Raw genomic sequence first — 25,010 nt, forward strand, 5'->3', positions numbered from 1 at the left:
CCCTGATTCAGATTCAGATGTTGATGCTCTGAGGGATTTTAGAAGGAAGTAGATACTCATAGGGTGGACGGTGTAAATTACGTTGCTTGATAGTGTCTTCTACCTGCTGAAGATTACTCTGGAATGCTTGTAGCAATGGTTTTACTTTTTGGTCTGTAAAGTATCCTTGCTGATACTCACCTAGCTTGTTGTAGTACACAGACCCCAATAAGCTGAGTAGGTTGTATTGCCGTTGCGCCTGATCTAAGGGTGGGAGCAAATTAAGGTAGTCTTGCTCAGTAACTTCTCTTTTGAGAGTTGAGGCTGGTAAATAACCTGCCAATGGTATGGCTGCGGCGTAGCCCATAAAATCTTTTTGCGGAAAGTTAACCGCAGCGTGTTGGGCGCTGGCAGTGAAAATAATCAACGTAGTGGCATCAATCAGGTAATTGAGCGTTTTGATGCCTCCATCTTCGCCAAAATCGGGGATGCGACCACCATCGTAAGCTGGGATTTCGGCTGCCCACGCTTGCAAGGCTGTATCTTTCTGAATGTCTTCATCGGTAGGGTAGTAAAGGTTCAGGTAGTCTGAAACCCATTGATGAATTGCATTCCAGACTAATAGCGCGTCATCTCGATAAGGATAAATAGGCAAGAGGTTGGGATCGTCTACACCGCGCTGTTGGAATTGCTTAGGTAAGATGGCGCTGTTAAAACCATAGCTTTGCAAGGCTAGCACTGCTAAAACGCGAGAGTTATCGATTGATGATGAGAGTAATCTATCGACACCACCGCCTGGAGCTATGAGAATCCGTTGAGCGGCATCGTTAATTGCTAAAGTACTGTCAAAATGCGGGTGTAGCAGAATTCTTAGGGGATGGGTAAGTGGTAGTTGTCTTGCGGTGGCGATCGCAAAAGCACCAATCAACAAGTGAGTTCTTGCTAGATGAGTAACAGCTTCGTGGTAGTTGGCATCTGCTATTTGGACTATTGTTTTGGCAAAAAGCCAAGCGTATTTACCGGAGTTAGGGGTAACAATTGGATAATCTGGGCCTGGGGTTTGACCGCATTGAATGGCTATCGGACGCAATAAACGGGTGAGGTCTGAGCCTTTGGGTAAGGCAAACAGTGCTAGGGGAGCATAGAGATATTTTTGCTCGTGTGGGAATGTACCGTTGACCGCACCATCTAAAATTTTATAGTCAGCTAAGTAAAGTCTGCCTTCAAGTCCGGCTGCTGCTAATGAATCGTCAGTTCCCATCACGCCTTGGTAATGTTCCTCTGTGACTGGGAAGCGATCGCCTAAAGTAGTTACTCGCGCGATCGTGACGGGATTGTAGCCAGCCACTCGCATATAGGCAAATACTTCATCTTCTTGGTAAGTTTTAGCGATCGCTGGCACACCAATCACTTGAAACAAATTTTCGTAGTCTTTGAGACTGGTTGCATGTCCTGTCGGCTGTCCTTCGTATAGAAGGTTAATTATCCTATTTAAGGCATCTCTGAGGATCACAAGTCCGTTTTCTTTCAAAATAGAATAAAAAAGATCGTCGAGTTCTCTAACATCCTTAGAGATGCCTTTGAGTAAAAACTGAGGGATAATTTGCAAGATTCTTGCCAGAATACTGATTTTTACTGGTATTGCTCCCTTGAGCAAGGCTTCTAAAATAAACTTTTCGACATCATCACGAATCGATTTAGAACCTTGATTGCCTCTGTTGACAATCAAGGTATTAATAAACACAATTCGTAACTGCTGGGCTAATAAAAAATACCAGTTCGTGGTGAACTCTTCGGCAATAGAAAGCCGATCTAGCATTGCAATTGATGGAATATGGATGTAGTTATATTGATACTCTTGTCTAGCTATATCTAAAGTATGAGTACTTGATGAACTGATTAAATTTTCTGGTGATGAAGCAGTCATTGACTCTACTTATGTTTAGTACGGGGAACTTTAATAGTTTAAGATAAATAGGTTTGATTTACCTAAACGTATTATCGCAATCAATTTTAAAATTCCAATTTTTCTAAATAAATTTTCTCGATTTTATCAACTCTTGAACCACGCACTAAATGTTTTAGGACTTACGCAAACTCTACGAACTATTGGCGTTCTTCTCTACGAGACGCTTCTCTTTCACAGACGCTAAAGCGAACGCGAAGGCGTTTTAGTGGCTCGATAAATTAAGCTTTTTGGCTATTTTTGCGCAAGTCCTGTGTTTAAAAAACTTGCAAGCCCTATTTAGCAATACAAATAATATTTGCCAAAATTTAAAAACAATTCTCCAAGAAAACTTTCGGACTAAAGTATTGTGTTGCAGTTGACATTTTAACTACTGAAACGAGAGCGGGAATACAACTATCAGATTTTTTCTCTGCTGCCGATGTCTCCAATGCTTCCTCTACTTACACAACGATAAAATATTTTTCTATTACCTTCCCTCTATCAAAAATCTATCTCTACTTCACTGCTTTTATCCTTCAAGAGTTAGAAGCAACGAATTTTGCTCCATGCAAAGCTATGAAAGAAAGTTCTCATATTGCGGTCAAAGGATAAATTTGTGGATATTAGCAGACGAAATTTATTGAAGGTAGTTTCTGCTTCTGGTTTAGGTGGAGCCGGGGTATTTGCTTTACAAGGTTTAACCAAACAGGTTTTAGCACAAAATCAGTCTACCCCACTCCAGAGTAAAAAAGGGGAAATGCTCTACAGGCAACTAGGACGCACCAAAGAACAAATATCTGTAATTGGTCTAGGTGGTCATCATATTGGTAGACCAAAAGATGAACAAGAGGGTATTAATCTGATCCGTACTGCTCTCGATCGCGGGATTAATTTTATGGACAATTGCTGGGATTACCATAATGGAGGTAGCGAAATTCGCATGGGTAAAGCTCTGCAAAATGGTTATCGTCAAAAAGCTTTTCTGATGACTAAAATCGACGGTCGCACAAAGGCGGCTGCTGCCAAACAAATTGATGAATCTTTAAAACGTTTGCAAACAGACCACATTGATTTGTTGCAGCATCATGAAGTTATTCGCATGGAAGACCCAGACCGGATTTTTGCCCCTGGTGGTGCGATGGAAGCAGTTGTGGAAGCACAAAAAGCTGGCAAGATTCGCTACATAGGCTTTACTGGACACAAAGACCCTTTAGTACACCTGAGAATGTTGGAAGTTGCCAATCAAAACAATTTCCGTTTTGATGCAGTGCAGATGCCGTTAAATGTTATGGATGCCCATTTCCGCAGTTTTGAGAAGCAAGTTTTACCCAGACTGGTTGAAGACGGAATTGCTGTACTGGGGATGAAATCAATGGGCGACCAAAATATCCTCAAAAGCAATGTGGTCAAACCTATCGAATGTCTGCATTACGCGATGAATCTGCCAACTTCAACGGTGATTACAGGCATTGAAAGTATGCCTATCTTAAACCAGGCTTTCGAGGCAGTACGTACTTTTACACCCATGAGCCAGGAACAAGTTAAAGCCTTACTGAATCGGACTCGCCAAGCTGCTCTCAAAGGTCAGTATGAACTGTTTAAAACCACTAACCAATTTGATGGTACAGCCAAAAATCCTGAGTGGTTAGGATAAGTTTTTGCTAGGGCGTGTTTGAAAACTAAGGATGAAAGCAATTTGGAACATTGCAGGGGCACGCATTAACATTGCAAGGGGATGCATTGGCATTGTAAGGTATTGCGAAATTTAATTTGCTACAAATTAATGAAATGCTGTACTAAGCGATCGCGAGTTAGAAGTGTTGTGCCTGATGGAAGTACTCAAAAAATGTCATCATAGTTAGAGTGAAAACATTCTGGAGACAAGACAACGGTTTACGCACGCCCTTTAGCACGGTTAATTGAACAATTGCAACGCCTACCGGGAGTTGGCCCCAAAAGTGCCCAACGACTGGCTTTGCATATTTTGAAGCGACCAGAAGCAGAAGTAGAAGCTTTGGCACAAGCTTTAGTTGAGGCAAAAAAACAGATAGGCTTGTGTTCTGTTTGCTTTCACTTATCTGCTGAACCTGTTTGTGAAATTTGCCGCAATGCCAACCGTGACAATAACACTATCTGTGTTGTTGCAGATCCTCGTGATGTGATTGCATTAGAAAAAACCCGCGAATACAAAGGCAAGTATCACGTTTTGGGCGGGGTGATTTCGCCAATTGATGGAATTGGCCCAGATCAGCTAAATATACTACCTTTACAGCGTCGGGTGAGTCAGCAAAAACCTCAAGAGGTAATTCTGGCAATTAGTCCGAGTGTAGAAGGGGAGACAACAACCTTGTATATCGGTCAGCTATTAAAACCATTTACCAAAGTGACGCGGATTGCTTTTGGTTTACCTGTAGGCGGCGATTTGGAGTACGCAGATGAAGTTACTTTGGCGAGGGCGTTGGAAGGCCGTCGGGAGTTAGATTAAGTTTTGTTGATTTTGCTGGTTAATCACTTTCTCGACTATTGACTGTACATAACATCCGATCGCAAGACGTACTTTCGCCCCTGGATAATAGTAGCGCCCTCATGTACTAGTTCGTGGACAAAACACAAAGCCATACCTCTTACTGGAAGCACAGCTAGATTAGATAAATCTTGGTAATATTGAGGAAGATAAAAGCGGGTTTCGCCGCCTTCAAAGCCTTCATTCAGATAAATCATGAAAGTCAATAAACTTTCCTCACCATTAGTTCGTCGATAAGCACCATCATGGTGAGGTGCAAACCTCTGACCTGGATCGTAGCGATAGAAACGAAAACGCTCATTCAGCCCAACTGGATGCCATCTACCAATGGTGTTGGGGATATAATTTGACACACGCTGCCATAAATCAAAAGCACGCTCTTGGTCATCCAAAATAACGCGCTGATTATTGCGGATGTCGGGACGCATTTCAAAACCTCGGTGGGTAGTAATAGGAGCATCTACATAGCCAATGTTTTCTGTTAAAGTAATATATTCAGCGCATTCTGCTGGCGAAAGAATATTTTCCAGCGTGAAAATTTGGTTGCGAAGCAAATCTTTCTTGGTCATGGTTAAGTCGATTGAGATTTAAGCTTGATGAATAGTGTATTATTTATAACCCAATACAGTTCAGTTGAGCCTAAAATCCAATGGACAGAAATAGAGTTTTAGCGATGATTTTGCCCTAGCAAATCTGCAATTGAGGTTAGTAATTCAATTGGTTGTACTGGTTTGGCAATGTGTTTCTGAAAACCAGCCGCTAAAACTCGATCGCGATCGCTTTCTTTAGCATAGGCGGTAAGAGCGATCGCCGGAATTTCCCCGCCCTCCTCTTTGGGCATGGCTCTAAGCATCTTAATCAAGCTGTAGCCATCCATTTCTGGCATTCCTAAATCACTGATTAATAAATTAGGTACAGCCTGTGCTATAATTGTAAGCGCCTCTTTTACCGATGCTGCGGCAGTTATCAACGCCCCATTCTGTTGTAGCAAGAAGTGCAAAAACTCCCGTGTGTCAAGATCGTCATCAACAATTAAGACCCGTAGTCCACGCAGAACTGACGAGTTAAATTTCTCCCCCGCTCCTCCTGCTTTCTCTGAACCGTCACTTTCCTTCATCACGGGCAGTCTGACAGTAAAAACTGCTCCCTGTCCAATTCCTGGACTGGCTGCTTTTACAGTACCACCATGCAACTCTACTAAGTGACGAACTATTGCTAATCCCAGTCCCAGTCCGCCGAATGTCCTGGTTGTGCTGCTATCAGCTTGACGAAAATATTCAAATACTTGGGGTAGAAACTCTGGGGAAATACCTTGGCCTGTATCTTTAACTTGAATTAATGCTGAGGGAGAAGTTAATTCATTACTCAATGATAAGCTGACTTCGACTGAACCACGAGAGGGAGTAAACTTGACTGCGTTCGAGAGTAAATTCCCGACAACTTGCTGTAAGCGATTATAATCGCCTAACACTTTACCAACATTGGGGTCAACCTGTACTTTAATCTGGATAGATTTAGTTTCGGCAATTAGCCGGACTGTTTCTAATGCAGCATCAATTACAGCTACTAAGTTAACAGTGGCAAAAGTCAGGTTTAACTTACCGCGAATAATTCGAGAGACATCGAGCAACTCATCAATTAATTGAATCTGCAATTGAGCATTTCTTTCGATGGTTTCCAAAGCACGATTTGTAGTCACTTCATCAAATTTGCGGCTTTTGAGTAGCGATGACCACCCTAAAATCGGGTTGAGGGGCGATCGCAATTCGTGGGAGAGAATTGCGAGAAACTCATCTTTATTTCGGTTTGCCTGTTTGAGTTCCTCTGCTTGTTGCCTAAGTGCTTTTTCTAATTGTTTCCTGGGGGTTAAGTCAAGAATAAAACAGATCCAAGATACGGGGTCTCGTTCCACCAAGGCACCACCAATTAGTATCGGAATGCGGGAACCATCCTTGCGGATGTATTCTTTTTCAAAAGGAGTACATATCCCAATTGTTAAAAGTTGTTCTAGCCCCTGCCGATCGAGATCGTGATATTCAGGTGGGGTGATGTGTTTTCTGTATATTTTACCCGCTAAAAGTTCCTCTCGCGTATAACCCACCATTTCTAAAAAAGCCTCGTTCGCCTCAGTAATGTAATCAGGAGTGGCGAACATAATGCCAATAATGTTGGAATCAACTAACCGCCTTAATTGAGTTTCGCGCTGGCGCAAATCATTTTCTACCTGTTTGCGTTGGGTAATATCCTGGGTAGTACCCATCATTCGTACTGGCTTACCCTCGGCATCATAAAAGACGCGACCTTTAGCAGCAATCCAATGAATACTACCATCAGGCCAAAGGGTGCGGTATTCGATGTCACACTCAACATTTTCCTCCAGAGAGCGGGCGATCGCTTCATGAATGCATTGGCGGTCTTCTGGATATACACAGTTGAGGAAAATCTCAAAGCTGATTTCGGCTTCTAGGGACACTCCAAACAGTTGATAACATTTCTCTGTCCAAATTACCTCGTTAGTAGTGATATTCCAAAACCACATACCCAGTTCAGCAGCATTAGTGGCCAACCGAATCCGTTCTTCACTCTCGCGCAGATTTGTTTCAATTTTTTGACGTTCCCAATTAGCAGCTTGCTGTTCGGTAATATCAGTACTCGCACCAACTACCCTAACCACCTGAGCATTTTCATCCCGGACTGCAAACCCCTGATCTACCACCCACAAATAGCGGCCATCCTGGTGACGCACGCGATACTCAATCCGATAACGGTTTCCATTGGCCATACTAGCCATGAATTGGTCGTTAACTCTTTGTTGGTCATCGGGATGAATGCGTTCTTGCCACCACTGGAAAGTAGGTTCTGTTTCTTGTTGGGTGTAGCCAAAAACCTCGGTTAGACCTTGAGTTCTTTCCACAGTATTTCTGCCAATCTCCCAGTCATAGATTAGGCAATTAACCGCCGCCGCTGCTAGCTCAAACCTTTCGTTACTTTGCCGCAAAGAAATTTCTATGTGTCGTCGCTCTGTAATATCAAAAGCGATCCCCAAAAGATATTGCGGCAATCCATCAGCAGTTCTGCTGTGCACAGTGTCATAGCTACAAAACCAGCGCCACTCTCCATTAGCGTGTCGAATTCGGTATTCAAAGCTGAGGACTTCACCCTGATAAGCAGAATTAAATTGTTCCAAATAGCTAGGGAGTCGAGCCAAATCTTCAGGGTGTAGAAGTTGAGTAAATAACTCCTTTCCCATCGCCTGGATTTCTGCTGGTGTATAGCCCCAACCTTGAGCAATTTCGTAATTAACGTAAGAATTTCGCTGCTCAATTAGGTCATAAATGTAGATTATCCCCGGAAGAGTGCCAGCAATTTGTTGAAACAGACGATGACTATCCCACAGTATTTGAAATTCATCTGCATTAAATCGTTGAGTATCTTGTTCGCAATTACAATCTTCCTCTGATTGAGCGTGCTTAGATTCCGTAATATCCGAAAAAGTTGTCACGATCGCATACAGATTGCTTCCTTCAGTTTTAAACAGAGGTTGCGAGGAAAACAATAGCCAGACTAGCTCACCATTTGGCTTATAAAAGCCACACACCACATTTAAGCAAGGTTTACCTGTATTTTGAGTAACCCTCGCAGGGTGAGTTTCACTGAGTAAAGGAGAACCATCTTCATGAATAAATTTCCACTTGGGATCGAGCAAATTTTGCCCCACAAGCTGTTGGGCGGTCAGTCCCAAAATGCGATCGCTAGCGGCATTGCAAGCCTGGATAGTGCCATCAGGAAAGTGAAGCACCATTCCTTCTTCTTGACTGGCTACTAGCGAAGATTTTGCCTTTTTACTAACTTGCCGATGCAGCAGCTTGTGATTAGCCAGCTGGTTGTAAAACTTTTCCGCGTCTGGCATTCTAAAAAGTGAAATAATTTTAAAGTTAATCTTAGATTGAGCGACTGATATTTACATAAATTTTAAGGCAATTTCTTCCAATTTGAGGTAAAAGCTGCGATCGCTACTTCTATCACCGAAACAGTGCTGAGTGCTGAGTAACGAGTACTGAGTAAAAAAGTAATAATCGCACTCAGCACGGGCTAAACCTTAGCTTTCCGCTAACAGCACTCAGCACTCCTCAATCAACCCCCAACATGAATACCAGGTCGCATCTGGGGATTCTTTTCAGCCCGACGCAGTACTTCACGGGTAACTACAGCAATGTCACCTTCGCCAAACAAGATAAAACGCAATAGGTATTGTATGGGATTTCCCTCAACCCAGCCGAAGTAAGCATGGGGAATCTTACCAGTTTGGTCGCGAATGTAAAGTAGTAAAGCTGCGATCGCATTCGGTACTGCTGCACTTTCAGCCCGGAGGATGCGATAATCGCCAACTTGCACCCCTTTTACTACGATTACATCCGCAAATTCCGAAGCATCGGATACATGGATTTCTAGAAACAGAATTGGATCGTTGGCTGGAATATGATTGTCTTCGCGTACCTCTTTTTCTTTCATAAAATACTCTAGGACATCGCCTGTATTCAAGCGATTTGCAATCAGTCGTATTGTTCCCTCGCTATCTTCGGCAAAGAATTGCCTAGCAAGTTCGTCAATTTCAATTCGCTCTGCCCGCAGTTCCGTTGAACGCCAAACACGAGAAACCAGCGAGGTAAAAATGATCGCACCGATGAAAAACCCAGCAATCCTAATCCCTTCTGGTCTTTCGATGATATTAACAATGGTGGTATATAAAAATAGCAGTGTAATGATGGCAAAAACGAGTCTGGCCCGCTTCTGTCGGTGACGGTGGGCTGATAAGGTGACGGCAAAGGCGGCTGAGGTGATCAACACCAGTACACCAGTTGCATAAGCCCCACCTTGGGCTTCTACACTTGCTTTAAAGATAATTGTGACAACAAAAGCGATCGCTGTGTAGACTAACACCAAAGGTCGGGTTACTCGTGCCCAATTGGGCGCCATGCCATAGCGTGGTAGGTAGCGAGGCACGATATTTAATAGCCCTGCCATTGCAGATGCACCTGCAAACCACAAAATAGAAATAGTACTTAAATCGTAAATTGTGCCAAAGCCATTGCCCAAATACAAATGTGCCAAATAAGCAAGGGCCCGTCCGTTAGCTTTGCCCCCCGATGCAAATTCTGCGGCTGGAATCAATAGAGTGGTTATAAAACTGGTGGTAAGCAAAAAAAAGCTCATAATTAGAGCAGCAGTGGTGAGCAACTTGCGTGTATTCCGAATCCGCCCTTTGGGATGCTGCGAAGTGCTGTTACTGCTACCTTTAACCAGGGGCATAACGGTAACACCAGTCTCAAAACCTGACAATCCCAGTGCGAGTTTGGGGAAGATGAGGAGAGAGATGCCGATTAGAATCAAAGGGTTAGAATGGCGTGCAAAAAGTGCAGTTTGCCAATTCGGAATCGTTTCTGTGTGATTTAATATCTGATACACACCGACGCCAACGACAATCAAGTTTAACAGCAGATAAGCTCCCACCAAAACTACTGCAATCCCAATGGCTTCTCGGAAACCTCTCAAGAAAACTGCACCTAGTAATGCAACTAATATCAAGGTAATTGCGATCGGCTGATTGTGAAGCCAATGTGGTGTCAGCGGATTTTCGACGATATGGGCTGTGGCATCAGCAGCTGACAAAGTAATAGTAATAATAAAGTCAGTTGCCACAAACCCAAGTAAGCACAGTACAAGTAATTTGCCTTGCCACCAGGAAAGTAAATGCTCTAACATTGCGATCGACCCTTCACCATGAGGGCTTTCGGCAGCAATGCGTCGATAGATTGGCAACGCTCCAAACAGCGTCAGCAAAACCAGAATCAAGGTAGCTATAGGAGAAAGAGCGCCAGCTGCCAGTGCTGCAATCCCAGGTTGATAACCAAGGGTAGAGAAATAATCTACACCAGTCAAGCACATCACCTGCCACCAAGAATGCTGGCGATGTGCTTCTTCCTTGCGGTAAGGCCCTTTTTTCTCTTGTCGGTTTTCTTCAAGCAACCAGTGGATTAACTGACTGCCGAGCCGTTTTGTTGAAACAATTGATTTAGCCATCAAATACGGTTGTGTTGCAAAAGTCGGCTTTGTGATTTTTTAAAGCCTTCGTGGTTTATTAAAATTTTTAACTACAAAGGCATAGCACTATTATCGTATGTTAAGCATCCTGTCCCATTTACAAAATATATAGCAGTAGTTCGTAGTCGTCTACCAGATCGAGATCGGTTGCAGGTTTTGGTATAGGAATAATCAATACTGCAACTGTATATTTTGGGATTAACGCTTTTGCGCTCTTAGCACCTTTAAGCCGTATAAATTATAAAAAACGACGCTGCGAAACTTGGTATGTACGCAATCAACAAATCAACCCTAAAATAAAAGTCACTTTTAGTTATATGATGTTTGTGTAAATGACCACAAGATAATTAGCCTGCTAATCTATAACTCTGTTTGTGTAGCCGCAGACTTTAGTTTGATAGAATTATGGGCATATAGTCGAACACAATATACAAACAATGTATTAGATAGGTTTCTAGCATCATGCGAACCCATCTGCACCAACTACACTAATTCAGATGTTTGACAATATCTGCAAGTTTTTGGTTGAGAACTTCTCCAGTGACTTCGCTACATGGTTATTAGGCGAATCTATTAATTTAACAGAACTAAGTCCAAAAGAATTATCTCTCGAACCGATTCGGGCTGATGCTCTAATTCTGTTGCAGTCGGAGCAAAGCATATTGCATTTGGAATTTCAAACCCAAGTCGATGCAGAAATTCCTTTTCGGATGATTGACTATCGATTACGAGCATATCGCCGCTTTCCAGACAAAGCAATGCATCAAGTTGTAATTTACCTCAAGCAAACAAATTCAAATTTGGTGCAACAAAATACATTTACAATTCCTGGGACACGACATGAATTTGCAGTTATCAGACTTTGGGAACAACCTACAGAAGTATTTTTGAGAACACCTGGACTCTTACCTTTAGCGGTCTTAAGCAATACAATCGATCCAGAAGTTATACTTACCGAAGTTGCACGGGAAATTAACGGGATTACAGAATTAAGAACTCAAAGTAATATTGCTGCTTCTACAGCGATTTTAGCTGGTTTAGTATTAGATAAAGAGGTTATTAAACAAGTTTTGAGGTCAGATATTATGCGCGAGTCAGCGATTTATCAAGACATTCTACAAGAAGGTAAAGCTGAAGGCAAGGCTGAAGGTAAGGCCGAAGGTAAGGCCGAAGGTAAGGCCGAAGGTAAGGCTGAAGGTAAGGCTGAAGCATTACTCGAAGTGGCAAGAAATCTATTTAGTACTGGTATGCCATTAGAGGCGATCGGCAAGGTGACAGGGTTATCAATTGAGCAGTTACAGTATTTACAGGTAAATGAGTCTCGTGAGTCCAATCAATAAATAATCGGTGCAGGTTAACTGCACCGATTAGCAAGTGTCACTCGAATTGAACAAACATCCCATTGTTTCACGCCAATGCTGAAGCTTGGGGTTTGGCAAAAATCATTCTTCCTGCTGTAGTTTGTAAAGCACTGGTAACTACTACTCGCAGTTCACCACCCACATAACTGCTACCTTCTTCAACAACTACCATTGTGCCGTCATCTAAGTAGCCAATGCCTTGACTGGGTTCTTTGCCTTCCTTGAGGATTTTTAAATCCAGGTTGTCGCCAGGTAAATAACTGGGACGGACAGCATTCACTAAATCATTCACATTCAAAACAGGTACTTTCTGAACACTGGCGACTTTAGACAAGTTGTAGTCGTTGGTTAGCAGTGTGCCGCTAATTTCTTGGGCGAAGCGTACTAACTTGGCATCCACTGTGGGAATATCTTCGTAGTCAATTGTATTAATCAAGATGCGATCGGGATAATCTTCCTTAATACGATTGAGAATTTCTAGTCCTCTCCTTCCCCGCACCCGCTTTTGGTCTTTGCTAGCATCCGCTACTTGTTGGAGTTCTTGCAAGACAAACTGCGGTACGAGAATTTGCCCTTCTAAAAACCCTGTTTCTAGTAAGGCTTCAATACGACCATCAATAATACAGCTAGTATCTAGAACTTTGGTATTGGCTGGTTTTAATGTTCCTTCCACTACCATCGATTCAACGGTGTTGGGATTAATGAACCGCAATAAGCCTCGCCCGTGGGTGTCTGCCAAATTCATGCCAGTGACGGAGAGGATGATACTACCGACAACTGCCACCAATGGCTTAATAAATCCAAAATCCGCCGGGATCGGGAGCAAAAATAGTGGGGCTAGCATCAGGTTGGCTAGTAATAGCCCAATCACTAAGCCAATGGCACGAGTTAAAATCGCTTCCAGAGGCATTTCTTTGACTTGTGATTCTAGGCGACGATATGTCGTCTGGAAACTCAGCCCGATCGCACCACCAATAATAGCGGCAAAGACGGCAACAACTAAGCGTAAAGCTTCTAGATTCGTTACCTGATCTAGGGTGCCATTGGGTAGTAGTTCAATGCTGTAGAACCCTATTCCCGACGCTGCTAGGATAAATGAGAAAATAATAATGGCGTCAAGCATGGTTGTCTTGTTTTCCTGTAACTGTGTTAACCGATAAAGTTAAGTATTTTTTATTTTATCGGTAAGATAAACCTATCAACATTGACTTACACTAAGGTTTTAGGCTGACAATATCTGCAATTATTATAACTAAAGGTTTTTATCTTAATATTTTTCATTGTTTTGTTGTAAAAAGACAAAAACTTGTAAATAAACTACTTATTTTGTAAGAATTCAGAATCCAGAATCTAAAAGTCAGAATTAAGAAGACTTTGATACCTAAACTTAATAAGTTTAATAAAATCAAGAAGTCATTACACGCTTGATTTGACAATTATTCTGGCTTTTGACTCCTGACTCCTGAATTCTTATCTCATTTTCATTGTCTCTAATTCGCAGTTGGATTAACTTAAAACTTTTCTCAAAATGAGTAAAACATGTAGTATTTCTGGAATTGCGAGTTCTGCTTATGTGCATATTCCCTTTTGCAGACGGCGCTGTTTTTATTGTGATTTCCCGGTATCTGTTGTGGGCGATCGCTTGCGGGGCGAAACATCTGGTACTATCTCCCAATATGTTGAGGTGCTATGTCAAGAAATTGCCATTACACCAGCATTTGGTCAACCTCTGAAGACAATTTTCTTCGGTGGTGGTACTCCTTCGCTGCTCTCAGTAGAGCAGCTACAACGAATACTGACAGAGCTACAGAAGCATTTTGGGATTGCGTCTGGGGCAGAGATTTCTATGGAAATTGACCCAGGTACCTTTGATTTAGCCCACATAGCAGGCTATCGCAATGCAGGCGTGAACCGGGTAAGTTTGGGCGTACAAGCCTTTCAATCAGAATTATTGCAAAGGGCGGGGCGATCGCACTCAGTTGAAGATATTTTTGCAGCTGTGGAACTAATCCACCAAGTCGAGATTCCCGTATTTAGCTTAGACTTAATTTCTGGGTTGCCGCATCAGTCTTTAGATCAATGGCAAGATTCCTTAGAAAAAGCCGTGGCGATAGTACCCACTCACATTTCCATTTACGATCTTACCATCGAACCAGGTACAGCCTTTGGTCGTTATTACAAACCTGGCGATACTCCTTTGCCTACGGATGAAGCCACAGTCAAAATGTACCAGATGGGGCAGCAGGTTTTAACTAGTGCAGGTTATGAGCATTATGAAATTTCCAATTACGCTCAACCTGGTTATCAGTGTCGCCATAATCGAGTGTATTGGGAAAACCGTCCTTATTATGGCTTTGGCATGGGTGCGGCGAGTTATGTTCAGGGGAAACGCTTCACTCGTCCGCGCAAAACTAAAGAGTATTACCAGTGGGTACAAGCTGGCGGTGTAATTGATTGTGATGTAACCCCCCCAAAGGAAGTATTGTTAGAAACGTTAATGTTGGGGTTGCGTTTGGCAGAAGGTTTGAGTTTGGCGGCGTTGGTAGAGGCATTTGGCGAAGAGAAGGTGGAGGAAATTTGTCGGTGTTTGCAATTGTATTTTGAAAAAGGTTGGGTGGAAATTGCACAGGGAAGATTGCGTTTGATCGATCCCCAAGGGTTTTTGTTTTCTAATGTGGTGTTGGCAGAATTGTTTGAGAAGTTGGGGTGACGAACTGTTTATGCAAAAAAATAAAGTTAGAAAAGCTGTGATTCCGGTAGCTGGTTTCGGTACTCGTTTGTTTCCAGCTACTAAAGTTGTCAAAAAAGAACTTTTCCCGATTATCGATCGAGATGGTAGGGCAAAACCTGTGATTCTTGCAATTATTGAAGAGGCAATTAGTGCTGGAATTACAGAAATAGGGATTGTGGTGCAGCCAGATGACAAAGAAATATTTGCAGATTTCTTGAAAAACCCACCCAAAAAAGAGCTTTTAGAGAAACTTTCACCACAAAATCAAGAATATAGCCGATATCTCGAAGATTTAGGTAGCAGAATTACCATTCTGTTACAAGAGGAACAATTAGGCTATGGTCATGCAGTATTTTGTGCCAAGGATTGGGTACAAAATGAGCCGTTTTTGCTCATGTTGGGCGACCACATTTATGCATCTGATATTGAAAAGTCTTGTGCTAGTCAAGTTTTAGATGTTTACGAACAAGTTAATCAAAACGTTGTTGGCTTAACTACAATGCCAGCAGAAATTATTCATCAAGCTGGGTGTGTAACAGGGGTTTGGCAAGAGTTAAACTCGATTTTGTCAGTTAGACAACTGTATGAAAAACCGACTATTGAGTATGCACAACAGCATTTACGTGTAGAAGGAATGTCAGAAAATAATTTTTTATGTATATTTGGCTTATATTTACTAACGCCGAAAATTTTTGACTTTCTCGCAGAACATATCAACCAAAATTTCCGAGAACGAGGTGAATTTCAGTTAACATCTTGTCTTGAACAATTGCGTCAGGAAGAGGGAATGACAGGATATGTTGTTAAAGGCAAGTGTTTTGATACAGGTTTGCCAGATACTTATCGGCAGACAATGATTGATTTTAGAAAAATATAGATTAATCTTAGTTCAATTTGTTTATCTGGGAGGCTCTCACTTTTTAAAATAGTTCAAATAGATAGTAGTCTATTGAGGTAAGCAGAGGCATCTTGAAAATATAACGTTTAATTTGCTCCTGGCGATCGCCTCTTTTTTTGTTAAAGCAGTTTTCAGGTAGATGGGTTACAAAATGCAGGACTCTAAATCAAATACAAACCTTAAAAAACTACCTCAAAACTAGCGGTAGTTAGAGTAGGAAAAGAGGTAGCATCCAATTGTGCAAATTTACCCCCGGAATTAATCTCAGCAAAATCATTCGCCGAACCATTAGGGTTATAAAAGAGACTACCATTTGCGCTATTATAAACGATCGCTGCACTACTACTTGCAGCTAAAGTATCATTTGTGACTGTGGCAAAGTCTGCGGAATCTAATTGAGTCGGAAAGACTGAGTTACTTAGAGCTGTAAAGGTAGATTTAGATAGTTGGATCTTGTCTTGCTCAGGATTGAAGTCACTAATAACATCAACTCCGAGTTCCCTAATATTAAACTTCGATCCTGTTGCAAATGCAAACTTATCTGCACCCGCGCCTCCTTCTAGTAAGTCATCCCCACTATCTCCCTGTAGGTAATCGTTCCCTTGATTCCCGCTCAGAATATCTTTTCCACTACTGCCAAAAAGAATATCATCACCTCTGCCCCCCAGAAGGTTGTCGTCACCACTACCCCCATCTATTTTGTCTGCACCAGCTCCACCAAAAAGGATGTCAGAACCTGCCCCCCCATCAATGTAATGATTACCAATAACCCCAGAAAGCGAAATACTGTCATCACCATCCCCAGCAAAAATAACTTTATCGCCAGCCGAAAAATCCGCTCTACTAAAGGTATCGTCTCCCTTGGTTGTAGTGACATCAGTACCGATCGCATTTCTAGCTCGAGCAACTGCCTCTTTTATGACATCAGCAAGATTTTCACTTGTAGAACCAAGAGTTAGTACACCACCTCGACCAAGCTGGGTAACTAGTGTCTCGTAATTGGCTGCAACATTACTCGTAGTTAGAAAAATTGGAATAATGTTATTTGCTTCTAGCGCAGTTTTTACTTGTCCGACCTGTGGATAATCTTCAAAAGCATCAGCTATTCCATCTCCATTATTGGCAATAGTATCACTTGGAAGAACTGCTGCGCGATCGCCGGCAACGTGATAAGTACCATCGGTGGCTATTAGAATAACACGAAATGAACCTACTCTGTAACCAAGACTGCCGCTATTTAAAGCTGCGAACAAGAGTGCAAATAATTGTGATTCTGGCCCATCATTGCCACCAAAAGCTTGAAAGTTAAAGATTTTGTCTTTAATTGTTGTGACATTATTTGTCAAAGTGACTTCTGGTTGATATACATAGTCAGCGTAACCTCCAAAAGGCGCAAGTGGCTTATCCTTGAAAGAGGCAATACCAAATTTCAAGTCATCACCAAATATATTTGCTAATGCCGGGTTGGTTAAGCGATTTACTGTCGCCGGAAGTACGGTTTTCAGCTGGACTAAATTCTCGTCAGATGACGATGTTAAGTCTTGCAGCAGAATAATATCAGATACTAAACTCACAGTTTTTCCCTCTGACTATTTTTATTCATGGGTTGTATTGCAAAGTGCCTGAATGCTATTTCAGCTTGATATTAGCAGGGTTAATTGATTTAAGATAGTACTTAAACTGAAGAAAATATAATCTCTTTGAAAAAATATTTGCTGTGCTCTGACTCCTGCCTCTACCCTACTTAAAGTTATAGTTGCAGACTTAACCAGAGAGAATGTCACCAGATATAAGTTAAGCTAAAGTGCGTCAATGGGTGAGCAGTGAAGATAATGCTTTGGATTAGAGGATGAATCAGTATTTTGCAACGGTTGCTCGCGGATTAGAAACCCTTGCGGCTCAGGAGTTAGAGCAACTGGGTGCCCATTCCGTAGAGCCGGGGTTTTGCGGTGTAGCCTTTGAGGGCGATCGCACTTTACTTTATCGCGTCAATCTCTGGGCTAGGCTGCCGTTCCGAATCTTGGTGAATATCGATGAGTTTCCATGCCTTGATGCCAAGGATCTCTATCGCGGTATCCAAACTATCGATTGGCAAAACTATCTGACGCCAGATATGACGCTGGCGGTGAATGTCACAGGCAAAAACGATCGCCTCAACCACAGCCACTTCACATCTCTTCAGGTGAAAAATGCGATCGTTGACCAACAAAAAGAAAATCTCGGCGAACGTTCAAATGTAGAGCTTCACGAACCAGATGTGCGGGTTAATGTTCATATTGAACGCGACTTTTGTACGGTTAAACTCGACAGTTCGGGAAATAGTCTGCATCGCCGAGGCTACCGTCCGGCGGTGGGAGTAGCCCCTCTCAAAGAATCTCTGGCTGCTGCCCTGATTCAACTTTCAAGTTGGCAACCAAACCAGATGTTCTACGATCCTCTGTGTGGATCTGGCACTTTACCTCTGGAAGCTTGCTTAAAGGCACTAAATATCGCACCAGGACTGTTTCGCGAATCCTTTGGATTTGAAAATTGGCTCGATTTTGACCTGCCCCTTTTAGAAAAACTCCTCCAAGAAGCTAAAGACAGCCAACTTGATAGCCTGAGCGCACCTATTTGGGGAAGCGATCGCGATGAAAATATAATTGAGCAAGCGATTAACAATGCTCAAAATTGCGGCGTTGATAACCATGTATGGTTTTCTCAAATGGAACTTGCCGATGTTGTCGCCCCCGCAGATAGTGGGATTTTATTCTGCAATCCACCTTATGGCGAACGGCTGGGGCGAGATAGCGATCTAGGAGCATTTTACAAACTTTTAGGCGATGTGCTGAAACAACGCTTCAAAGGCTGGACTGCATTTGTACTTAGTGGCAACAAGGAACTGTCTCAATCGATTGGACTAAAATCATCCCAGCGAATTGCGGTGTACAACGGAACGCTGCCTTGTCAGTTAATGAAATATGAGTTGTATTAAGAAAATTGTCGGTTTGTAGTATGTTAAAGGCGATCGCTCTCAACTACTTCTGCTGAGTAAAAAATACATTGCTTGAAAATTTTGTGACACCGGGGATGTGCTGTATTATTGGAGTTTGTAAGAACCGCGACCTAAATCTGCTGTTGTATGGGATTGGCTATCTCGATAGATTCAATCTGAATCGTTGATATTTTTAATACTCTTTAAGAAATTTAAATTAAGTCAAACAAACTTGAAACTATCTGTAAGTCTATATTTTAGCAGTTAGTGTAACAACTTTTGAAACAAGTGGCAGTATAATCAATGACTGACAATCTGCAATTTATTTATCGTTAGAAGGCAAGGCTATTTATGTCAGACCAATTCACCTTTACCGTTACCAATAAAACTGAATTGGCAATTACAGAGTTGTGGGTATCTGTAGATGATAAAGAGTGGGCTTCGTTTAACTTGGGTGAGTTAGGGATTCCAGCAGGTGAAACAGCAACAATTGCTTGGGCTGAATATACGAATGGTTCGCCTTGTGAATGGTACATCTCTGCTGTATTTGAAGATGAATCAGAAACTGAGTCAGCCTTATTTAACTTCTGTAAAGAACCAGATTTAACAATCAAATAAATTCTGCACTGCGATCGCCACCGGAAAGGGCGTGTACGCCATCGCGCTTGATACATGATTGCATATCGATTCCAGACATAAAAATAAAAGCCCTACCTAAAAAGTATCTAAGTGCAGCTTGATATTAGAATTAACATGTCCCTTTTAGAGAAGTTGCTCGAAGAAGTTAGGGACAGCCTGTGAAACGCCCTGACTGCGCCTATTTGGGGAAGCGATCGCTCTCAACTATTTCTGTTAGATCGTAAAGACGCGATAAATTATTGTAGAGACGGCGATTCATCGCGTCTTACCTGTGATATTTTTAATACTCTTTAACAAAATTAAATTTAGTCAAAAAAAGATTGAAACTATTCCTGAATCTATATTGTGGGAGTTTGCATGACAACGCTTTAAAAAAGTGGCAGTATAATCGGTGACTGACAACCTGCAATTTATTTATCGTTAGAAGGCAAGGCTATTTATGTCAGACCAATTCACTTTTACCGTTACCAATGATACCGAACAAGCAATTACAGAGTTGTGGGTATCTGTCGATGATGAAGAGTGGGCTTCATTTACCTTGAGTGACTCAGGGATTCCATCGGGTGAAACAGTAACAATTGCTTGGGCTGAATATACGAATGATTCGCCCTGTGAATGGTACATCTCTGCTGTATTTGAAGATGAATCAGAAACAGAGTCAGCCCTATTTAACTTCTGTGAAGAACCAGCTTTAACAATCGGATAAATTCTACACTGCGATCGCGCTTGAGGCATGATTGCATATCGACTCCAGACATAAAAATAAAAGCCCTACCTCGAAAGTATCTAGGTGGGGCTTGATATTAAAATTGACATGAGCCACAAGCTTAGTTGGTGGTGCGTTCAAATCTAGCTGCTTGAGTAAACAAATAAAGCTGGCTTTGTCATTTGGCCTAATTTGTCGGGCTGAAACAGGTTTCATCCTTGCCGATCAGACAAAGCTGTTTCTGACCTAGATCGGTTTTGAATTTCACCTGATAAGTTTCGTTTTCCGCAGGCAAAGTTTTCGTGTAGTTATTCGCTCTGTCGCACGAAAAGTCACGAGTGAAAGTTGCTGGAGACCAGTTAAGTGTCATCGTACTGCCGCTCAGACTGGCTTTTCCTTTTCGAGATTGGAAAATTTGCTGGTTGCAGCTGCCGTTCATTACGTTCATTATTCCTGTAAATTCGACCGTTCCGTTCGGCAAAAATTGATAAGTGAAACGCGAACCGTTCGATCCGATATATGTACCATTCGTACTTATAGCACTGTTTCCGGTACGCGTCCAAACCCATTTTCCAACTAACGACGAAATCTCTCCAACGCTACCAGATGAATCATCAGTATCATTTGAAGCAGTTTCGCCCGCGTGAGCGCTATCGTAAACAGACAGCAAAAGTTTAGCTTCCGCATCATTCGGTAAATTTCGTAATTGCCCTACAAATTCTCCGTTAAATGCCTGCCGAATCCGGCTTTGTTCCTCTTCGGTCTTAGCAAGAGCTTGTGTATAATTGGAAATTAGATTGTCAATGCTTTTTCTAGTTCCATCTGGGTCTTTGCGAAACTCATTTAATTTTATTGACTGATATTCATTACGCTGCTCGCTAGTGAATTTTCCTGAAAAGACCCATTCGTAAAAAGCGATAACTTTGTCAATATCAGATTTGTTGAGAGATTCGTTTTGAGCCGTTACTAAAACTTTAGTTCCAGCAGCTTGGGCAGAAATCTTTATAGTCGCTCCGTCCATCAAAACGATAGATAAAAATAAGATAGAAAAATATTTGAATTTGTTCATTATTACTATAATTCTGTTGCCATGAAATTAATGTTCCCTGTGAATGGGGAGTTTACATGCAAATTCACACCTGTAAATGTGTGAGGCATTAGTTAGGTTGCGATGAAATTAATTGTAAACGTTCAGGGGGTACAAATAATAATAAAAACAACCAAGGTTAAATAATTCGTATTACGTTCGCAAGCTGCCAGAACTTATCAATAGTTAAATCAAGCTATTATAAATGCACTTAATGCATTGACTAAAAATGACATTAGGTCTAGTCCAATATAGAAGTGATTTCTGTACAAATCAGGAATATCTATACTAGACTTCTTGCATTTGTCGGGAAAAGGTTCTGTATTGTCCCTTTCCCCAATAAAGATGAGTCCCTTTTCCCCAAGAGTGCAAAAAGCACAAATGCCAAGAGGTCTAATCAGTAAGCCAATTAGTTGTAGAAGCAGGTATATGTCTATTTGCTGGATAAATTTCGACTGAAATTAAGTTGTTAATTGTTGTAATAGTACCTGCAATACAACTTCATTTAGAAACTTCCTCTCAACTCAAAATCGGATGCTGAGATTGCGTAGTTTATCACCGTAGGCATCGCATTCACTATTTTAGATTTTACTAATTGCAATTTTTCAAAATACTTAAAGCTACCGCCTCCGCCACTTTAATACCATCGATACCAGCCGAGAGAATTCCCCCTGCATATCCCGCGCCTTCACCAGCTGGATAAAGACCGACGGTATTTAAACTTTGATAATCCTCTTTGCGTTTAATCCGAATCGGTGATGATGTGCGGGTTTCTACCCCAGTCAACACGGCATCGTCCATTGCAAATCCTTTAATTTGTTTGTCAAAAGCGGGAAGTGCTTCACGAATGGCTGCGATCGCATAATCTGGTAAACTCTGACTCAAATCACCCAAATGTACCCCAGGTGTATAAGACGGTGTAACAGTGCCCAATGCTGTAGAGGGACGATGGTTAAGAAAGTCTCCCACCAACTGCCCTGGAGCTTCATAAGTTCCACCGCCCAATTCAAATGCTCGTTCTTCCAAACGCCGTTGGAAGTCAATTCCTGCTAACGCATTTCCTGGATAATCTTCAGGTGTAATACCCACAACGATCGCACTGTTGGCATTGCGTTCATTGCGAGAGTATTGGCTCATCCCATTGGTGACGACTCGCCCCGGTTCTGATGTAGCTGCAACCACCAAGCCCCCCGGACACATACAAAAACTATAGACGGAACGACCATTTTGGCAGTGGTGAACCAGTTTGTAATCAGCAGCACCTAAAAGCTTATGACCAGCTTGAGCGCCGAAACGACATTGGTCAATGAGATACTGGGGATGTTCGACTCGAAAGCCTATAGAAAATGGTTTCGGCTCTATGTAAACTCCACGATTAAATAGCATTTGGAAAGTATTACGGGCGCTATGACCTACCGCCAGAACGACATAATCGCTGGCGATATATTCCCCACTGGCGAGGGTGACTCCGCGCACCTGTCCATTTTCGATGTTGATATCTTCCACTAGGCTTTGAAAGCGAATTTCACCGCCGAGGGATTCGATTTTGGCACGCATACTTTGGACGATTCCCACCAGTTTGAAAGTGCCGATATGCGGTTTGTTGATATAAAGAATTTCTGGTGAGGCTCCCGCATTGACGAGTTCGGTTAGCACCTTACGCCCATAATGCTGAGGATCTTTGACTTGACTGTAGAGTTTGCCATCGGAAAATGTACCCGCCCCACCTTCGCCAAACTGGGCATTAGATTCAGGGTTGAAGTCTGATTTTTTCTTCCAAAAACCAAAAGTATCAGCAGTGCGATCGCGGACTTGTTTGCCACGTTCTAAAACGATCGGACAAAAGCCCATTTGTGCCAGCATCAAACCTGCAAATAAGCCACAAGGCCCAGTACCAATCACGATGGGGCGAATCGCCAAATTGCTTGGTGCTTGTGCCACTGGGCGATAACTCATGTCTGGCGCGATCATCACATGAGGATCTTTTTTCAGGCGCTTGAGTAGATGAGTTTCCTGAGTCGTTTCTACATCCAAAATATAAACAAGGGTAATCTCTCCTTTCTTACGGGCATCGTAGCTACGCTTGAAGATGAAATAGCTAATCAAATCTTCGTCCGTGATTTGCAGCTTTTTCAGGATGGCAGTCTTGATCTCATCTTCAGGATGATCGAGCGGGAGCTTTACTTCTGTTAGGCGTAACATAGCGAGGAGAAATGCATACTGTCTATCAAAATATTAACAACAGAGGCAGGAAGCATGACGAATACTGCCTTTTGCCGAAACCTTAGATAAACACTAACTTTTCACGTCATGGAAAAACTTAACGTTCCTCCCGACACAGTTGCAACGAGTAATAATACGTAGCAATAATTACCTCAGAGAAACAAGAAAAGTTTAGTTGAAATCAATACCTGTTAAGGTGTAGTTCCAATGTATTGAGCAACTTAGGCAAGTCCTTTTGAGAAACCTGACGTGTACCCGTCTCGACTGCATCAACCCAGGAAACGCTTTTCTCCATCGTTGTAGCGAAAAATGCTCTAGACCAACCTTTTGCTTTTCTTGCTCCTCTAATGACATTACCTGATAGAGGCTGGATATTGTTTGCACTCAGCTGATTCGAGTCCACAGTCAAGCGTTCCTGTACTTCTGCTGGTAAATGAAAACGCCATCTAGAATTGAGTATTTGATTCCAGTAACCTATAGGTCTTTTAGCAGTTTTGCTGCTTGTTAACCAAGCTGGGCCTGTTTCGAGTTCTGCTTGCCATCCAGCTTCTTTGACAACTTTCAAGTCAGTTTCCAAATCATCAGCCATTTGCCGTCTAAGCTGTCTGTCTTGCTCTGCCGTTGACACTTTGTCTGCACCGTAAGCAATCTCCATCAGAGTCTTGCCCATTACACAATCCTGGAATTCCGGTTTGATTTGGAAGGTTAGCCAAACTAGCATTCTAGCCGCGCCAGCATTTTGTTTACCAATACTAAATAGTTTCTGTACGGTTTTCTTGGTAATAATTCCAGTGTGGTAGTGGCATTTAGATTTGTTGAGGAAGTATTTTGTCCATACTCCAGCTTGACCTATCACCTTTAAACCCACTAGTTTGTTATTGCCAGTTTTATCTGTTTCAAAATCTCGTATTATGCTGATGTCCCAAATCTTTAAATCAGCAACAGTAAAAGCTCCTACTTTCCCCTGTTTAGGCGATGCAATACAAGCTAGTACTTGAGCAGGTTGGCGTAACAAGGAGTACAAAATACTCAATTTTTCATGCTTGCATAAATCCCTGCGTTTCACAAGCCCTGTGTATTCAAGTAGTTGCTTGTCATCAATTACAAAATTACCTGACCAAGGTTTATCTAGGCTAGCTACTAAGGCACAGTAAATCAGGTGAATAGCACACGCCCTTGGATCAAATTCGTTTATAACAACTAAAGCTGCCTCTTCTGCGAGTGTTTCTGGTTGTGGAGTTTCGGGATTATCTGTCACATAGTAAAAGATTTTTCCTTTTCCAGTTTCAGCTTCTCTTTCATAACTAAAAGTCTTATTTACTTGACCTTTCCATGACAGATTCATTTTTTGAGATAATACTTCGGCAACTCCATACAAAACTAGCGACAATGCAGCAACATTAGTCTTATTATCAGGAAATAAAGAAGCTTTTTTGAATTGCCGAGGTTTTGCTGAATCCTGGTAATTTAATTCTAAGTTTTGCTCAGATTTATTAACTCTGTCTTGAAGAGTAATTTCCTTTGATGATTGAGTAGTTGGGTCTTCTAAAAATTCTTCATCAAGAGCAACGTTAGTTTCTTTTTGATTTGGATTACGGGAAATAGTAATTCCCATAACCTGGTGAAATAGATGCAGAAGTTTACTATATAATGTTTTTGCTAAGTGTTTCATTTTCCTACTACCAATTTGCTGCTCACGTAGGTAATTTACAATGATGAAATAAATAAAGCCTGAGTTTCTTCTAATTGACCTTGCTAGAATATAACTCTCAGCCGCTTTGAGTCGCTTTAAACGATCGCCAACAATGCAAAAGATTTTCTACTAGGTGATACCAATC

At 42.0% G+C, this 25,010-nt stretch carries 17 protein-coding genes; 8 read left to right on the forward strand and 9 right to left on the reverse strand.

The window, feature by feature from the left end; translation table 11 throughout:
- Positions 1–13: 13 nt before the first annotated feature.
- Positions 14–1,906 (reverse strand): lipoxygenase family protein, encoded by a 1,893-nt coding sequence (locus tag RMZ95_RS02435; RefSeq protein WP_322683428.1) that lies wholly within the window; start codon positions 1,904–1,906, stop codon positions 14–16.
- Positions 1,907–2,543: 637 nt separating this feature from the next.
- On the opposite strand from RMZ95_RS02435, the gene RMZ95_RS02440 reads away from it, so the two are divergent.
- Both RMZ95_RS02440 and recR read left to right on the forward strand, forming a co-directional pair.
- A complete protein-coding gene (locus RMZ95_RS02440) occupies positions 2,544–3,581 on the forward strand; it encodes an aldo/keto reductase (RefSeq protein WP_322683429.1) in 1,038 nt (345 codons plus the stop codon).
- 273 nt (positions 3,582–3,854) lie between these two features.
- Entirely contained in the window at positions 3,855–4,412 is a 558-nt protein-coding gene (gene recR / locus RMZ95_RS02445) for a recombination mediator RecR (RefSeq protein ID WP_322683430.1), read from the forward strand.
- A 35-nt stretch (positions 4,413–4,447) separates the two neighbouring features.
- Here the strand turns inward: recR and RMZ95_RS02450 are convergent, their stop codons facing one another.
- From RMZ95_RS02450 to RMZ95_RS02460, 3 genes are all read right to left on the reverse strand, one after another.
- Positions 4,448–5,020, reverse strand: a complete 573-nt coding sequence (locus RMZ95_RS02450) for a 2OG-Fe(II) oxygenase (protein ID WP_322683431.1) — start codon at positions 5,018–5,020, stop codon at positions 4,448–4,450.
- A 98-nt stretch (positions 5,021–5,118) separates the two neighbouring features.
- The gene (locus RMZ95_RS02455; RefSeq protein WP_322683432.1) at positions 5,119–8,361 is read right to left on the reverse strand and encodes a PAS domain-containing protein; all 3,243 of its coding nucleotides are present in this window, start codon (positions 8,359–8,361) and stop codon (positions 5,119–5,121) included.
- 224 nt (positions 8,362–8,585) lie between these two features.
- Entirely contained in the window at positions 8,586–10,532 is a 1,947-nt protein-coding gene (locus RMZ95_RS02460) for an amino acid transporter (protein WP_322683433.1), read from the reverse strand.
- A 518-nt stretch (positions 10,533–11,050) separates the two neighbouring features.
- On the opposite strand from RMZ95_RS02460, the gene RMZ95_RS02465 reads away from it, so the two are divergent.
- Positions 11,051–11,893: an Rpn family recombination-promoting nuclease/putative transposase gene (locus RMZ95_RS02465; RefSeq protein WP_409882133.1), complete on the forward strand. Its 843-nt coding sequence runs from the start codon at positions 11,051–11,053 to the stop codon at positions 11,891–11,893.
- Between the two features lie 67 nt (positions 11,894–11,960).
- On the opposite strand, the gene RMZ95_RS02470 is transcribed toward RMZ95_RS02465, so the two are convergent.
- Positions 11,961–13,037: a PIN/TRAM domain-containing protein gene (locus RMZ95_RS02470; RefSeq protein ID WP_322683435.1), complete on the reverse strand. Its 1,077-nt coding sequence runs from the start codon at positions 13,035–13,037 to the stop codon at positions 11,961–11,963.
- A gap of 405 nt (positions 13,038–13,442) precedes the next feature.
- Here RMZ95_RS02470 and hemW point away from each other — a divergent pair, with 405 nt between their 5' ends.
- Together hemW and RMZ95_RS02480 are read left to right on the forward strand one after the other, a co-directional pair.
- Positions 13,443–14,624, forward strand: coding sequence for a radical SAM family heme chaperone HemW (gene hemW, locus RMZ95_RS02475; RefSeq protein WP_322683436.1), 1,182 nt, complete (start codon positions 13,443–13,445; stop codon positions 14,622–14,624).
- 10 nt (positions 14,625–14,634) lie between these two features.
- Complete coding sequence (locus tag RMZ95_RS02480; protein ID WP_322683437.1) at positions 14,635–15,522, forward strand: UTP--glucose-1-phosphate uridylyltransferase; 888 nt, start codon at positions 14,635–14,637, stop codon at positions 15,520–15,522.
- Between the two features lie 200 nt (positions 15,523–15,722).
- Here RMZ95_RS02480 and RMZ95_RS02485 read toward each other — a convergent pair whose 3' ends face one another.
- A complete protein-coding gene (locus RMZ95_RS02485) occupies positions 15,723–17,117 on the reverse strand; it encodes a hypothetical protein (protein WP_322683438.1) in 1,395 nt (464 codons plus the stop codon).
- Between the two features lie 275 nt (positions 17,118–17,392).
- On the opposite strand from RMZ95_RS02485, the gene RMZ95_RS02490 reads away from it, so the two are divergent.
- The 3 genes from RMZ95_RS02490 to RMZ95_RS02500 all read left to right on the forward strand — a co-directional run bounded on the left by RMZ95_RS02490 (position 17,393) and on the right by RMZ95_RS02500 (position 19,862).
- Entirely contained in the window at positions 17,393–18,517 is a 1,125-nt protein-coding gene (locus tag RMZ95_RS02490) for a class I SAM-dependent RNA methyltransferase (RefSeq protein WP_322683439.1), read from the forward strand.
- A gap of 351 nt (positions 18,518–18,868) precedes the next feature.
- Positions 18,869–19,135 (forward strand): hypothetical protein, encoded by a 267-nt coding sequence (locus RMZ95_RS02495; protein ID WP_322683440.1) that lies wholly within the window; start codon positions 18,869–18,871, stop codon positions 19,133–19,135.
- A 460-nt stretch (positions 19,136–19,595) separates the two neighbouring features.
- Entirely contained in the window at positions 19,596–19,862 is a 267-nt protein-coding gene (locus tag RMZ95_RS02500; RefSeq protein WP_322675413.1) for a hypothetical protein, read from the forward strand.
- 187 nt (positions 19,863–20,049) lie between these two features.
- Here RMZ95_RS02500 and RMZ95_RS02505 read toward each other — a convergent pair whose 3' ends face one another.
- The 3 genes from RMZ95_RS02505 to RMZ95_RS02515 form a co-directional block, all read right to left on the reverse strand.
- Positions 20,050–20,931: a hypothetical protein gene (locus RMZ95_RS02505; RefSeq protein ID WP_322675415.1), complete on the reverse strand. Its 882-nt coding sequence runs from the start codon at positions 20,929–20,931 to the stop codon at positions 20,050–20,052.
- 609 nt (positions 20,932–21,540) lie between these two features.
- Positions 21,541–23,151, reverse strand: a complete 1,611-nt coding sequence (locus RMZ95_RS02510; protein ID WP_322683441.1) for an NAD(P)/FAD-dependent oxidoreductase — start codon at positions 23,149–23,151, stop codon at positions 21,541–21,543.
- A gap of 202 nt (positions 23,152–23,353) precedes the next feature.
- Positions 23,354–24,844, reverse strand: coding sequence for a helix-turn-helix transcriptional regulator (locus tag RMZ95_RS02515; protein WP_322683442.1), 1,491 nt, complete (start codon positions 24,842–24,844; stop codon positions 23,354–23,356).
- Positions 24,845–25,010: the final 166 nt, after the last annotated feature.

Source organism: Nostoc sp. DedQUE07 (genome assembly GCF_034530975.2).
In the GTDB taxonomy this organism is placed as follows: domain Bacteria; phylum Cyanobacteriota; class Cyanobacteriia; order Cyanobacteriales; family Nostocaceae; genus Nostoc.